The organism is Pseudonocardia oceanicola (assembly GCF_047200735.1).
GTDB lineage: Bacteria > Actinomycetota > Actinomycetes > Mycobacteriales > Pseudonocardiaceae > Pseudonocardia.
The window spans coordinates 1-13,765 of the sequence record NZ_JBJZON010000004.1 but is presented as its reverse complement, the minus strand read 5'-3'; the positions used below and the strand labels follow the sequence as shown (position 1 = coordinate 13,765).

General features: G+C 75.3%; 13 protein-coding genes. 6 read left to right on the top strand and 7 right to left on the bottom strand.

Features of this window, described 5'->3' with window-relative positions; genetic code table 11:
* Nucleotides 1–47: 47 nt before the first annotated feature.
* The 3 genes from dnaG to ACL02T_RS08090 all read right to left on the bottom strand — a co-directional run bounded on the left by dnaG (nucleotide 48) and on the right by ACL02T_RS08090 (nucleotide 3,313).
* The gene (gene dnaG / locus ACL02T_RS08100; protein WP_412829989.1) at nucleotides 48–1,913 is read right to left on the bottom strand and encodes a DNA primase; all 1,866 of its coding nucleotides are present in this window, start codon (nucleotides 1,911–1,913) and stop codon (nucleotides 48–50) included.
* A gap of 224 nt (nucleotides 1,914–2,137) precedes the next feature.
* Nucleotides 2,138–2,458 (bottom strand): hypothetical protein, encoded by a 321-nt coding sequence (locus tag ACL02T_RS08095; RefSeq protein WP_412829988.1) that lies wholly within the window; start codon nucleotides 2,456–2,458, stop codon nucleotides 2,138–2,140.
* A 219-nt stretch (nucleotides 2,459–2,677) separates the two neighbouring features.
* On the bottom strand, nucleotides 2,678–3,313 hold the full coding sequence (locus ACL02T_RS08090) for a hypothetical protein (protein WP_412829987.1): 636 nt from the start codon (nucleotides 3,311–3,313) through the stop codon (nucleotides 2,678–2,680).
* A 519-nt stretch (nucleotides 3,314–3,832) separates the two neighbouring features.
* Between ACL02T_RS08090 and ACL02T_RS08085 the strand changes: the two genes are divergently transcribed.
* The 4 genes from ACL02T_RS08085 to ACL02T_RS08070 all read left to right on the top strand — a co-directional run bounded on the left by ACL02T_RS08085 (nucleotide 3,833) and on the right by ACL02T_RS08070 (nucleotide 7,289).
* Entirely contained in the window at nucleotides 3,833–4,894 is a 1,062-nt protein-coding gene (locus tag ACL02T_RS08085) for a serine hydrolase domain-containing protein (RefSeq protein WP_412829986.1), read from the top strand.
* A gap of 4 nt (nucleotides 4,895–4,898) precedes the next feature.
* Nucleotides 4,899–5,777, top strand: a complete 879-nt coding sequence (gene sigJ, locus ACL02T_RS08080) for an RNA polymerase sigma factor SigJ (RefSeq protein WP_412829985.1) — start codon at nucleotides 4,899–4,901, stop codon at nucleotides 5,775–5,777.
* Between the two features lie 73 nt (nucleotides 5,778–5,850).
* The gene (locus tag ACL02T_RS08075; RefSeq protein WP_412829984.1) at nucleotides 5,851–6,570 is read left to right on the top strand and encodes an HNH endonuclease family protein; all 720 of its coding nucleotides are present in this window, start codon (nucleotides 5,851–5,853) and stop codon (nucleotides 6,568–6,570) included.
* 59 nt (nucleotides 6,571–6,629) lie between these two features.
* On the top strand, nucleotides 6,630–7,289 hold the full coding sequence (locus tag ACL02T_RS08070; protein WP_412829983.1) for a DUF732 domain-containing protein: 660 nt from the start codon (nucleotides 6,630–6,632) through the stop codon (nucleotides 7,287–7,289).
* Here ACL02T_RS08070 and ACL02T_RS08065 read toward each other — a convergent pair.
* The 4 genes from ACL02T_RS08065 to ACL02T_RS08050 all read right to left on the bottom strand — a co-directional run bounded on the left by ACL02T_RS08065 (nucleotide 7,271) and on the right by ACL02T_RS08050 (nucleotide 11,230).
* Nucleotides 7,271–7,861, bottom strand: coding sequence for a carboxymuconolactone decarboxylase family protein (locus ACL02T_RS08065; RefSeq protein WP_412829982.1), 591 nt, complete (start codon nucleotides 7,859–7,861; stop codon nucleotides 7,271–7,273). The genes ACL02T_RS08070 and ACL02T_RS08065 overlap by 19 nt on opposite strands.
* A gap of 71 nt (nucleotides 7,862–7,932) precedes the next feature.
* Nucleotides 7,933–9,408 carry a deoxyguanosinetriphosphate triphosphohydrolase family protein gene (locus ACL02T_RS08060; protein ID WP_412829981.1) on the bottom strand — a complete coding sequence of 492 codons (1,476 nt, stop codon included), beginning with the start codon at nucleotides 9,406–9,408 and terminating at the stop codon, nucleotides 7,933–7,935.
* 11 nt (nucleotides 9,409–9,419) lie between these two features.
* Complete coding sequence (locus ACL02T_RS08055; protein WP_412830267.1) at nucleotides 9,420–10,037, bottom strand: YdcF family protein; 618 nt, start codon at nucleotides 10,035–10,037, stop codon at nucleotides 9,420–9,422.
* Between the two features lie 140 nt (nucleotides 10,038–10,177).
* A complete protein-coding gene (locus ACL02T_RS08050) occupies nucleotides 10,178–11,230 on the bottom strand; it encodes an XdhC family protein (RefSeq protein ID WP_412829980.1) in 1,053 nt (350 codons plus the stop codon).
* 215 nt (nucleotides 11,231–11,445) lie between these two features.
* Between ACL02T_RS08050 and ACL02T_RS08045 the strand changes: the two genes are divergently transcribed.
* Complete coding sequence (locus tag ACL02T_RS08045; RefSeq protein WP_412829979.1) at nucleotides 11,446–12,792, top strand: hemolysin family protein; 1,347 nt, start codon at nucleotides 11,446–11,448, stop codon at nucleotides 12,790–12,792.
* Nucleotides 12,789–13,765: CNNM domain-containing protein (locus tag ACL02T_RS08040; protein ID WP_412829978.1), on the top strand; the 977-nt coding region annotated here is incomplete at its 3' end. The genes ACL02T_RS08045 and ACL02T_RS08040, both read left to right, overlap by 4 nt.

Genomic DNA, 13,765 nt, shown 5'->3' with positions numbered 1-13,765 from the left:
GACGCGGAGAATCAGCCCGCGAGAACGCGTCATGGTTCCGGAGTGCGTCATCGGTGCGCTCCGGAGGCCTGCTCACGCAGCGCGATCTTGTACTGCTCGAGCGGCACGAGGTCGCCGAACAGCTCGTTGTAGAGTTCCGGGTCCTCGGCGGGGTTGGTGCGCTGCAGGCGGGACTTCACCTCGGCGATCTGCGCCTCCACCAGGGCGAGCTTGACACCGGCGAGCACGCTGCCGACGTAGCGCGCCTCGTCGGCGACCTTGCGCGGCAGCTCCAGCGGCTCCACGGCCAGCTCGCTGAGCAGCTTGCGCTCCTCGGGGCCGCACTCCGCGGTGACCGCCTCGATCCACGCCGGGCCCTCGATACCCGCGCACACCCCGCCGGCCTTCTGGATCGCGACGTGCACCGCGGCGAAGGCGGGGTGGGTGAAGACCTGCTCGGGCAGCTCGTCGTAGGCCGGCCCGGCGACGGCGGGGATCTGCAGGGCCGACTTGAGCGCCTCGCGCTGCAGGTGCAGGCGGGGGTCGTCCCGGCGCGGCGCGGCGACCGGATCCGGGCGACGGCCGCGCGGGCGCTCGGGAGCGACCCCGGCCTCCTCGCGCACGCGCCGCACGACCATCGCGATGTCGTCCCAGCTGGTCCAGCCCGCGAGCCTGCGCGCGTACTCGTCCCGCAGGTCCTCGCGCTTGATCCGCGCGACGAGCGGGACGCACCGCTGCAGCGCCGCGACCCGGCCCTCCGCGGTGTCGAGGTCGTGCTCGGCGAGGATCGAGCGGATCGCGAACTCGAACAGCGGCTCACGGCGGGCGACCAGGTCGCGGACCGCGGCGTCGCCGTGGGCCTGCCGCAGCTCGCACGGGTCCTGCCCGTCCGGGGCGATGCAGACGAAGGTCTGCGCGGCGAAGGACTGGTCGCCGTCGAAGGCCTTGAGCGCGGCCGCCTGGCCCGCCGCGTCGCCGTCGAAGGTGTAGATGACCTCGCCGCGGTCGAAGGAGTCGTCGCCCATCAGGCGGCGCAGCACCGTGATGTGCTCGGTGCCGAAGGCGGTGCCACAGGAGGCGACGGCGGTCGGGACCCCGGCGAGGTGCATCGCCATCACGTCCGTGTAGCCCTCGACGACCACCACCTGCCGCCGCTTGGCGATCTCCCGCTTGGCGAGGTCGAGCCCGAACAACACGTGGGTCTTGCGGTAGACCGGGGTGTCGGAGGTGTTGAGGTACTTGGCCTCGATGCCGTCGTCGTCGAACAGCCGGCGGGCGCCGAAACCGACGACGTCCCCACCCAGGTCCCGGATCGGCCACAGCAGCCGGCGGTGGAACCGGTCGATCGGCCCGCGCCGGCCCTCCTTCGACAGGCCCGCCTTCATCAGCTCGTCGAGCGAGAAGCCCTTACCCAGCAGGTGCTTGGTGAGGTGGTCCCAGCCCGCGGGCGCGTATCCGCAGCCGAACTGCTCGGCGGCGCTCGCGGTGAAGCCGCGCGAGGTGAGGAACTGCATGGCCGGGGCGCCCTCGGGGGTGCGCAGCAGCGCGGCGTAGAACTCGGCGGCGCGCTTGTTCGCCTCGAGCAGCCGGGTGCGCGTGCCACGGTCGCGCTGCACGCTCGAGCTGCCGCCCTCGTAGGTGAGCCGCACCCCCACCTTCTCCGCCAGCCGCTCGACGGCCTCGACGAAGCCGATGTGCTCGATCTTCATCACGAAGTCGATCGCGCTGCCGCCCTCGCCGCAGCCGAAGCAGTGGAACGTGCCGTGCGTGGGCCGGACGTTGAACGACGGCGTCTTCTCGTCGTGAAAGGGGCACAGCCCCTTCAGCGAACCCGCCCCGGCCCGGCGGAGTGCGACGTACTCGCCGACGACCTCCTCGATCCGGGTGCGGTCGCGGACCTCCGCGATGTCGCTGTCCCGGATGCGGCCTGCCACGGCCCCGAGTCTAGGCCGTGTCCTGTGGACCCGGGCCGGGGATTCGGTGATCGACCCTGCCGCCGGCACGTGATCGACCCCGTCGCCGGTACGTGATCCGGTCGCCGGCCGCGGGCTGCGCCAGAGCGGGGTCCGGTCGTCAAGGCGCGCAGGGCCGCGAGCGGCGTGGGTCCACCGCGCAGCCGGGCGGCAGCGGATCAGCAGGCCGGCCCGGTCCCTGCGCATCACGCCGTCACCGGCAAGGCGCAGGCCTGGCAGGTGTCCTGGACGTCCGTCGCCGGGTCGACGACGCGGCCGGGAACGGGATCGGCGCTGAAGGCGTGGTCCGGGCCCCGACACACGGCCTGGGCCGGCCTCGAGCTCGTCGATGTCGTCCTCGATCGCCTCGGTGACCTCGAGGAGCGCACGCCGCCGCCCACCGCGACGACCACCAGCAGCATCGCGAGCGCCATCAGCATGTCCCGCACGCGCAGCGGCGTCGCGCGGTGCCGCGCCGGACGGACGCGGGAGGCCCGGCGGGGCAGGCCGGGCGACCGTGACCGCACAGCACCGACGATCGAGCACCCGCTCGGCCCGGGCCGGCGCTCGTGATCGGCGTTGCGGTGCGCAGAGTGAGGGCCGGGCGGCCTGGAGTGCACACGAACGTCGATCAACGATGTGATCGGCACACGGGTGCGGTGCGGACGGAGGCGGCAGCCGTCGTCGCACGGCAACGGCGATCGGCGGTCACGCGTCGGCCGGCGGTCCCCGGAGGCGCGACCGCGTCAGCTGAAGGGGGAGCCCGGGCGCTGCAGCGGGATCACCGGCGCGAGCGTGGTGCGCTGGAGCGGGAGGCTGATCTCCCGCGCGGCGCCCCGGACCGCGAGCGGGGGCCGGGTCTGCTCGGGCATCCCGCCGGGCCACGACGACCTGGACCGCGCCGACCCCGACCCCGATCCCGACCCCGAAGACTTCCGCTCCGCGGACACCCGCGCCGTCAACCCCTGCTGCGACAGCCCCTGTTGCGACGACTTCGCCGACGCCCCCTGCCGCGACACCCCCTGCCGCGACACCCCCTGCTGCGACGCCCCCTGCTGCGACCGGGCGTCGGCACGGCCGCTCTGCGCCGGGTCCTCGACCCGCGCCAGGTCCTCGATCCGCGCCAGGTCCTCGACCCGCGCCGGTGCGCCCCCGCTCTCCGCGGCGGGCGCGACCGGCTCGGCCGGTGCGGTGTCGGCGGGAGCTGACACCGGGGCGGTCACGGGCAATGTGCCCGCCGCGCCCACCTGTAGGCGGCGCTTCCGCGGCCCGACCAGGTCGACCAGCAGCGGCGCGCCGGCGACCAGGACCAGCACGGCGATCGCGGCGGAGACGCCGAGCGCAGTCAGCGTGTCGGCGAGGGGTCCGGCGGAGAAGCTCATGCCTACGAATCTCCGCCGCGGACCTGAGCGTTACATCGGACGGACGTAGGAACTGGCGAATACCGCACCGTCATTCGGACGAGCAGGACTACCCGAGGCGGCACCCGAGCCGTCGATCGCGAGGTCCCCCAACCCAGCGGTCGAGGACGACGGCGCAGGTGCCGTCGGTGCCCCGGTGGACGGTACGGGCTCGACGCGCCACGGCTGCCCGGGGCCGCCCCGAGACCAGCCGGTGCTCGGCCAGGAGCGTGCGCATCCCGCATCGGCCGGCCGAGCGGTGGGAGCAGCACCCCGCGGCCCACACGAGGACATGGGTCGCTCACCTGCCCACGGGCCCCATTCCGCAGCACTGCTCGACAGTGATCCGCTCCCGGGGTGCCCGGCACGAGGGGCGGCCCGGACCCGCACCGCGGGGGCCGGCCGCCCGGGCACGGGCGGCGGGACCGGCGTCGCCGACCTCGCCGACCGATGACCGCGCGGGGCGGGAACGGTCCATCCTGGGTGAGCGAGGGGAGAGTCATGACAGACGTGCAGGAGGTCGTGACGGAGCGGGCGGCCGAGCTGGTGCGGTCCGGTCGGGAGCGGGGGCTGCAGGTGGCGGCGTACGTCGACGGTCGGCAGGTGGTCGACGTCGCCGTGGGCCTCGCGGACCCCGTCACCCGCCGGCCGGTCGAACCCGGGACGCTCTTCTCCAACTGGTCGGTCGGCAAGGGTGCCACCGCGACCCTGGTGCACCGCCTGGTCGACGCCGGTGCCCTGACCGCCGACACCCGGGTCGCCGAGATCTGGCCGGGGTTCGCCGCGCACGGCAAGGACGCGATCACGGTGCGGCAGGCCCTCGACCACACCGCCGGCGTTCCCGGCCTGCCCCCCGGCGTGACGGTCGACGACGTCTGCGACTGGCCGACCATGGTCGCCGCGCTGGAACAGGCGAAACCGTGGTGGGAACCGGGGACGGCCGTCGGCTACCACGCCTACACCTTCGGCTTCCTCAACGGCGAGATCGCCCGCCGAGCGAGCGGTCGCGAGCTCAGCGACCTGCTGGCGGACCTCACCGCGGCGATCGGCTTCCCGGGGGAGATCGCCTACGGGATGGCCGATCCCTCCGGGCTGGCCGTGCCCGAGGACGCGCCGGGGCCGGAGGATGACGATCTCGACCTGCCGGAGGAGATGCTCCGGGCCGTCCCGACGGCGCTGTTCCCGACCGCCGCACTCGGCTCCGACCCGCGGATCCTCGCGGCCGACATCCCGGCCGGGGCGAAGGTGTCGGCCCGCGCGCTCGCCCGCATGTACGCAGGCTGGCTCGACGGCACCGTGGTCTCCCGGGACCGGGCTCCGGCCGCCTGGACCGAGTCGTCGTCGGGGACCGACCGGGTCTACGGCAACCCGTGCCGGTGGGGCCTCGGCTTCGGGCTGGGCCTGCCGTGGGACCAGGAGGGTTCGTCGCGGGTGTTCGGCATGGCCGGGGCGGGCGCGGACCCGGACCGCGGCGTCGCCCTCGCGGTGACGAAGAACGTGCTGAGCACGGATTTCGACACCGCCCGGGTACTGGTCACGGCGGTGCTCGACGCGGTCCGATGAGCGGGTGGACTTCGAGGAGCTGAGGCCGCACCTGCTGGGCGTCGGGTACCGCATCACCGGGAGCCTGGCCGACGCCGAGGACGCCGTGCAGGAGGCCTGGCTGCGGTGGTCGGACCACGCGGCCGGGGTGCGGAACCCGCGGGCCTGGCTGACGACCGTCGTCGGTCGGATCTGTCTGGACCGGCTGACCTCGGCCGCCGCCCGGCGGGAGACGTACGTCGGACCCTGGCTGCCCGAGCCGCTGGTGACCACGCCCGATGACGAGGGCCCGCTCGCCGCCGTCGTGCGCCGGGAGGACGTGCGGCTGGCCGCCCTGCTCCTGCTCGAACGCCTGACACCGGCCCAGCGGGTCGCGCTCGTGCTGCACGACGCGCTCGGCGCGGCCCATGCGGAGATCGCCGCCGTGCTGGGCTGCAGCGAGGAGGCCGCCCGGCAGCACGCGGCGCGGGCCCGGCGGATCGTCGCCGCGGGCGGCCCACTGCCGTCGCGGGTGCCGGCCGCCGCCGAGGAGAAGGTGCTCACCGCCTTCGCGGACGCCCTGGCCCGCGCGGACCGCACGGCGCTGCTCGGCGTGCTGCACCCGGACGTCGTCCTCACCAGCGACGGCGGCGGCGCGGTGCGGACGGCGCTGCGGCCGGTCGCGGGCGCGGACCGGCTGATCCGGCTGCTGGCCGGTCTCCTGCGTCAGTACGGTGCCGACGTCGACCCCGCCGCCTGGATCCCCGTGCGGGTCAACGGCGAGCCCGGCTTCGTCACCCCGGCCTCGCCGCGGGTCGCGGCCTCGGCGACCGCGATCACCGTCGTCCGCGACGAGGCCGGCGAGCCCCGGATCACCGCGGCCCGACAGGTCATGAACCCGGCGAAGCTGCGGGTGTGGTGGTGACACGTGTGGTGGTGACCGAGTCGTCACGGCGTGTCACCACCAGAGCCCGGGTGTGGGAGGGGAGGATCGCCCGATGCACGGCGCCCGGATCCTCACCGCAGTCCTTCTCGTCCTCCTGACGGCATCCGGATGTGCCGCCATTGCCGACCGCTACACGTCGTCGGTCGCCCCTGCCCCGACCGGCACCGCGGCCGACACGCTCGCCACGCTGCCGGTCAAGGGGCGGGCGCCGAAGACCGGCTACGACCGCGACGAGTTCGGCCCGAGCTGGTCCGACATCGACCGCAACGGCTGCGACCAGCGCAACGACGTCCTCGCCCGGGACATGACCGGCGAGACCTTCAAGCCCGGTACGCACGACTGCGTGGTGCTCACCGGCACCCTCGCCGACCCGTACACCGGGCGCACCATCGCCTTCACCCGCGGCCAGGACACCAGCAACGACGTGCAGATCGACCACGTCGTCGCCCTGTCGGACGCCTGGCAGAAGGGCGCCCAGCAGCTCGATGTCGACGCCCGGAAGCGGCTCGGGAACGACCCGCTCAACCTGCTCGCCGTCGACGGCCCCACCAACGCCCGCAAGGGCGACGGCGACGCCGCCACCTGGCTCCCCCCGAACCGCGCCTACCGCTGCGACTACGTCGCCCGGCAGGTGGCGGTCAAGGCCAAGTACGGCCTGTGGGTCACGCAGGCCGAGCACGACGCCGTCGCCGGCATCCTGGCCGGCTGCCCCGGTGAGCCGCTGCCGTCGGACGACACCGTGCCCGGCGCGGTTCACCCCTCCGGGGCGTAAGCCCCGCCGTGCGGGGCACGATGAACCGGGAGACGGTTCGACCGCACTCGGGGGGCACGATGGCCGGGCAGCACACGAAGGACGGGCACACGGTGCCGCAGCAGCGCGGGCCGGCGGGGACGGGCGACCCACCACCGCCCGGGGCCGCCGCGCCCGCGACCCTCCCGGGTCGGCCCGGGGCGGGTGGCCGTCCGCGCCACGCCGCCCCGCCGGTGCCCGCCCCACGTGACCCCTCGGTCGGACCCCCCGCCCCGCGCAACCCCTCGAACGGGCACCGGTTCGCCGCGTCCGCCCCGCCGCCCGGGTACGGGGTGCCGGGGTACGGGCCGCAGCCCTACGCCCCGCCGCTCCCGCCCGCACCGGCCTCCCGACTGCCGCGGTGGGCGCTGCCCGCCGCGCTCGTCGCGGTGATCGTCGCGTCCGGGGCCGCCCTCGGCGGGATCTCGGCCGCCGCCCTCGCCGCGAGCACCGGTTCGACCACGACCATCGCGGTCGGTACCGGCGACCGCGCCTTCCTGGCCGCGGTGACGGCGCGGCCCGCACTGGCCGACGTCCCGTCGGACACCCTGATCGACCTCGGTCACGGGATCTGCTCCGCCCTCACCGATGGTGCGACGCGCGGCGAGATGGTCTCGGCGGCCGTGTCGGCGGGGTTCGGCACCCGGGACGCGCAGGTGCTGGTCGACGCCGCCCGGTCGAGCTACTGCCCGGGCGCCTGAGCCGGCTCCCGCTCCCCCGACCGCACGCGGCACGCCGCGTCGAAGCCCTGGTCGACGATCCCCAGGGCGTGGTTCGCCCGCGCCCGCTGGTTCTCGACGGCGATCGACTGGGTCAGCTCCAGCAGGCCTGCCCGGCCGAACTCCCGTTCCAGCTGCGCGACCTGCGCGTCGGTGACGGTCGGCGGGGTCGCCGTCATCGCGTCGGCGTAGGCGACGGCGAGACGCTCGGCACGGGTGTAGAGCGGGTCGGTGGCGTAGGCGTCGATCCGGGCCAGCCGCTCGACGTCCAGCCCGCCGAGCCGCTGCAGCATCGTGCCGAAGTCCACGCACCACGAGCAGCCGACGACGGTCGCCGTCCGGTAGACCGCGAGCTCCCGCACCCGGGCGGGCAGCACCCGCGCGGCGCGCTGGAGGGCGAGCTCCGCGACCAGCGCCGACCAGAACAGCCCGCGGTGGTGCCGGATCACCGCGAACGGCTCCGGCACCGCCCCGTACCTCCGGCGCACCAGGCGGTAGACCAGCCGGCCGAGCACACCGGCCTCGGCCTCGGGAACGGTGGGGATGCGGGCCATGTCGTCCTCCTCGGGTCGGGATACCGGGGAGACGACGTGGGAGGCGCGGACGTGAGGAGCCGTGAGCGCTGTCACTCGTCGCGGCACAGCCGCCGGTGCCAGGCGATCGCGCCGGCATCCGTCAGCAGGGCCACCTGGTCGATCACGACCCGCAGGCGGGCGGCGTCGTCGCCCGCCGCGGCCCAGTCCCCCGCCCGTACCGGGTCCAGCGTGCCGGGTGCGCCCGCGAGCAGCGCCCCGACCAGCTCCGCGAGCAGCTCCCGCTGCCGCGCCTGCATCCGCAGCCGATCGGGATCGCTCATCACATACCGCAGCGCCACCGCCTTCAGCAGTGCCACCTCCGCGGCCGCCTCGGCGGGGACGACCAGGTCCGCGGTGTAGCGGCGGACGGGGCCCTCGCCGTGGGCGTCGAGCGTGGCGTCCGTGGCGGCGCGCACGAACCTCCCGACGAGCTCACTGGTCAGCCGCTTGAGCGCGGCGTGCGCGGCCGCGGGTGCGGTGGCCGTGTCGAAGCCCTTCACCGCGTCGACGACGGGCAGCCGGGCCAGCTCCTCGGCCGCGACCTCGCAGGCGGCCGGGTCGGCCCCGAAGTGGGTGCTCGCCAGCAGCGCGAGCACGGCCCGCTCCTCCGACGCGGACAGCGCCGCGAGGTCGATCCGGCCGGACAGGATCCCGTCCTCGACGTCGTGGACCGAGTAGGCGACGTCGTCGGACCAGTCCATGACCTGGGCCTCGACGCACCGTGGAGGCCCGGAGACGGAGCGTGCGGAGTCGACCGACGAACCGGAGACGGAGCGTGCGGAGTCGACCGACGAACCCGAGACGGAGCGTGCGGAGCCGACCGACGAACCCGAGACGGAACGTGCGGAGTCGACCGAGGAACCGGAGACGGAGCGTGCGGAGCCGGCCGCCGGCACCGGCGCGCCCTCCCGCACCCAGTCGAACACGGCGCGGTCCTCGGCGTAGGCCCCGAACTTCCGTTCCTCGCCGCGCCGCAGCCAGGGGTACTTGCAGCTGGCGTCGAGCGTGGCGCGGGTGAGGTTGAGGCCGCCGGGGTGTTCACCGGCCGCGTCGACGACGGCGACCTTGGGTTCGAGCCGGGTGAGGATCCGCAGCGTCTGGGCGTTGCCCTCGAAGCCGCCGCAGGCCGCGCCGATCTCGTCGAGCGCGCGCTCGCCGTTGTGCCCGAAGGGCGGGTGCCCGATGTCGTGCGCGAGCCCGGCGGTGTCGACGACGTCCGGGTCGCAGCCCAGCTCCTCGGCGATCCCGCGGCCGATCTGCGCGACCTCCAGCGAGTGGGTCAGCCGCGTGCGCGGGATGCCGGTGATCTCGGCGGCCTCGCCCGGCCCCACCACCTGCGTCTTCCCGGCGAGCCGGCGCAGCGCCGCGGAGTGCAGCACCCGGGCGCGGTCGCGGGAGAAGGGCGAGCGCTTCTCGGGGCGGTGGTGCTCGCCGAGCCCGGAACCCTTGGGCGGCTCGGGCAGCAGCCGGGCGCGGTCGTGGTCGTCGTACCCCTCCCGGGCCGGCGCCGGGACCGTCGCGGTCATGACCGGCGCTCTCAGCGCAGCCCGGTGTTCTCGGTCTCGGCCGAGGCGTGGGTGAGCCGGTAGTACAGCAGGGCGGCGGTCTCGCGGAGGATGTAGCGCGCCTGGGTCTCCCGGGTCTGCACCACGGGCCCGCTGCGGGTCGGCGAGGTCCAGGCCTCCAGCCCGGAGTCGCGGGCCATGGTGCGGGCCCGCAGCGAGTGCCACGGGTCGCTCACGATCAACGCGGTGTCCCAGCCGTCCTGCTCGGCCCGGGCGGCGACGGCCTTGAGGCTGCCCAGGGTGTCGGCGCCCTCGGCGACCGTGATGATCGCGTTCGCCGGGACGCCCCGCCCCTGCAGGTAGCGCGTACCGGCCTCGGCCTCGGTGTACTCGTCGCCTGCGCGGCTGCCGCCCACGGTGACGATGCGCGGGGCGAGACCCTGCTCGTAGAGCGCGGCCGCGTGCCGCAGCCGGGCGGCGAGGATCGGGCTCGGCTCACCGTCGTACTGCGCCGCGCCGAGGACGACGACGGCGTCGACCGGCCGGTCCCCGTCCACCCGCGCGGTCTGCCAGACCCGGAACATGGTGCCGCCCACGATGATCACAGCGGTCAACAGTGCACCGACCACCAGCCGGGCCGCCCACGTCAGCCCGGCCCGCGTGCGGGGCGTGGGGGTGGTCGGGGCCTCGTCGGCCCGCCTGCGGGGACCGGGATCCACGTGCCGCAGCCGGACCGTCTCCGGCTCACCGACCCGCCGGACCGTCCGGCGCGGGTGCCCGCTCGGTGCGCTCACCCCCCGATCTTCCCCTCCGACGCGCCCAACGCGCCGGCGGCGCGCCCGGAGCGCGCCGCGATGACCTCCGCGACGACGGACACGGCGGTCTCGGCGGGGGTGCGGGCACCCAGGTCCAGCCCGACCGGACCGTGGACGGCGGCCAGCTCCTCCTCGGTGACGCCCGCGCGCAGCAGCCGCTCGCGCCGGGCGGCCTGGGTGCGACGCGAGCCGAGGGCACCCAGGAAGCCGCGGCCGCGGCGGAGGCCGTCGATCAGCATCGCGTCGAAGCGCGGGGCGTGGTCGAGCAGCACGAGGACGTCGGCCTCGGTGAAGGCGGACACCGCGGCCCGGGCCTCCGCCAGCTCGGTGACGGTGCGCGCGGCCCACCCCAGGAGCGCGGCCTGCGCGAGCAGCGCCTCACCGATCGCCCCCGCGCCGACGACGAGGACGGACGGGACGGGCACCCAGAGGTCGAGCAGGATCTCGGTGTCCCCCACGGTCCGCCGCTCGGTGGCGGTGGCGCCGCGGCGCAGCAGCTCGCGGGCCGCGAGCGCGGCCTCCTCGTCGAGCCCGGGGATGCCCTCCTCGAGGCTGCCGTGCACCTCCTCGAGGTCCGGGCCGGTGAGCACGAGTGCGGCCTCGCCGTCGATCGTCGAGACCAGCGCGGCCGGGCGGGCCTCCTCCAGCGCCGCGCCGAGGGCGTCGGCCAGGGCCGCGGGCAGCGGGTGGCCGAGCAGGGTGGCGCCGCCGGCGCACGCCAGCCCGGCCTGCAGCGCCGCGCTCTCGGCGACGTGCGTGGTGCGGGTCTGCGGGAGACCCGCCGCCGCACCGGCCAGTGGGACGGCCGAGTCGTCGAGGGCCCCGTGGTAGAGCAGGCCGGCGGACTCGCCGGCCGTGGTGCCGGCCAGGAGCTGTCCGGACTCGACGGCCCCGAAGCCGTGCCGGTCCAGCACCCGGACGACGCCGATCGAGCCGGTGCCGTCCGCGGCCCAGCGGCGCAGCGCGGCGCCCAGCTCGCGGCGGGGATCGGCGGGCTGGGCGGCGGACCGGACCGGCGGGGCGTTCACGAGCGCCAGGGTAGCCACCGCCCCCGCCCGACGAGGGTGGGCCTCGCCCCGTTCGGGGGTGCGGGACGCGTCGCGGGAACCGGCGCGGGATCATCCTCGTTGTCCGGAAACAGGCCTGACCGCCCACCGACTCGTCACGGAGCCATGGACCCCTCCTGTAGTACCGGCACCGTCCCGTACGGACGGACCCTCCCCCGCCCCGCCGGAGCGCTCGCATGACCGTGCTCGGCATCCTCCTCGGCGTGCTGGTGGTCGTCGCGATCACCGCCCTGACCGGCTTCTTCGTCGCCCAGGAGTTCGCGTACATGGCCGTCGACCGGTCGCGGCTCAAGGCCCGGGCGGCCGTCGGCGACGCGGGCGCGGAGCGCGCCCTCACCGTCACCCGGCGCACCTCCTTCATGCTCTCCGGCGCGCAGCTGGGCATCACCGTGACCGGCCTGCTGGTCGGGTACGTGGCCGAGCCGTTGATCGGTGCGGGCGTCGGCGAGCTGCTGGGCGGCGCCGGCTGGGCCGTCGCGCTCGGCACGGTCCTCGCCCTGCTGCTCTCGACCGTGGTGCAGATGGTCTTCGGCGAGCTCTTCCCGAAGAACCTCGCGATCGCACGCCCCGAGCCCGTCGCCCGCCGGCTGGCCCTGCCGACCACGCTGTACCTGGCCGCCTTCGGCTGGATCGTCCGGGTTTTCGACGCCGCGTCGAACGTGCTGCTCAGGGCCCTGCGGATCGAGCCGGTGCACGACGTCGAGCACGCGGCCACGCCGCGTGACCTCGAGGCGATCATCGACGAGTCCCGCGACAGCGGCGACCTGCGCCCCGACCTGTCGACGATGCTCGACCGCGTCCTCGACTTCACCGACCGGCCCGCGCGGGCGGCGATGATCCCCCGGCCTCGCGTCACGTCGGTGGAGGCCGACCTGCTGGTGCCCGAGCTGGCCGAGGCCATGGCGGCGGGGCACTCCCGCTACCCGGTGCTCGACGAGACGGGCGAGGAGGTCGTCGGCGTCGTCTGCCTGCGGGACCTGCTCGCCCTGGAGGGGCGCGACACCTCGGCGCTGCGCGTCGCGGAGGTCATGCGGCCCGCGGTCGTGGTGCCGGCGTCGTTGCCCCTGCCCGCCGTGGTGGCCGCGTTACGGCAGGCCTCCGACGAGTTCGCCTGCGTCGTCGACGAGTACGGCGGTCTCGCCGGCGTGATCACCCTGGAGGACATCGCCGAGGAACTCGTCGGCGAGATCACCGACGAGCACGACCCGGCCCTGGCCGACCGCCCCCTCGACGCGCCGGACGGCTGGGTCGTCCCGGGCACGATGCACGTCGACGAGGTCGGCCGGCTGATCGACGCCGACCTCCCCGAGGGCGACTACCAGACCGTCGGCGGCCTGGTGATCGCCGAGCTGCAGCGGTTGCCCGAGCCCGGTGACGCCGTCCGCGTGCGGCTGCCGCGCGGTGCCGACTCCGACCAGCCCGAGCGGGACCTGCGGATCGAGGTCCGCGAGGTCGCCCGCCGGGTGCCCGAGCAGGTGCGGGTGCGGCTCGTGGACTCCGCCCCGGCGGAGGTGGAGCGGTGAGCGCGGTGTCGATCGTCGTGTCGATCGCGCTGGTGGTGCTGTCGGCCTTCTTCGTGGCCGTCGAGTTCGCCCTGGTCGCGGCCCGGCGGTACCGGCTGGAGGAGCAGGCGGGGCACAGCGCCTCGGCCCGGGCCGCGCTCCGGAGCGCCAAGGACATCTCGCTCCTCCTCGCGGGCTCCCAGCTCGGCATCACCCTCTGCACGCTGGGCCTGGGCGCGGTGGCCAAGCCTGCCGTCGACCACGCGCTCGAGCCGGTGTTCCTCGGGTGGGGGCTGCCCACGGGCGCGGCGGGGATCGTGTCGTTCGTGCTGTCGCTGGTCGTGGTGACCTTCGTGCACCTCGTCGTCGGCGAGATGGCGCCCAAGTCCTGGGCGATCTCGCACCCCGAGCGCTCGGCCACGCTGCTGGCGCTGCCGATGCGGGCGTTCATGGTCGTCACCCGGCCGCTGCTGGTGGCGCTCAACGGGATGGCGAACTGGTGCCTGCACCGGGTCGGTGTCGAGCCCGTCGACGAGATGGCCGCGGGCCGCAACGCCGACGACCTCCGCCAGCTCGTCGACCACTCCGCCCGGGCCGGCGCGCTCGACGAGGAGCGGCGCGACCAGCTCGTCACCACCCTGGAGCTGGACCGGGCTCAGGTGCGTTCGCTGGTCCACCCCGACCCCGCGGGCGTGCGCTGCGACGACACCGTCACGCGGATCCGCGAGGTCTCCCGGGAGAGCGGGCACCTGCGGCTCGTGGTCCGGGACGGCACCGACGTGATCGGCTTCGTGCACGTCCGGGACACCTTGGGCAGGCCGGGGACGGTGCGCGCCCGCGACCTCGTCCGGGACGTCCTCACCTTCCCGGCCGACACCCCTGTCCACCAGGCGCTGGCGACCATGCGGGAGGAGCGGGGCCAGCTGGCGCTGGTCACGGAGAAGGGGACGTTGCTGGGCATCGTCACGATGCAGGACGTCGTCGACCGGCTCCT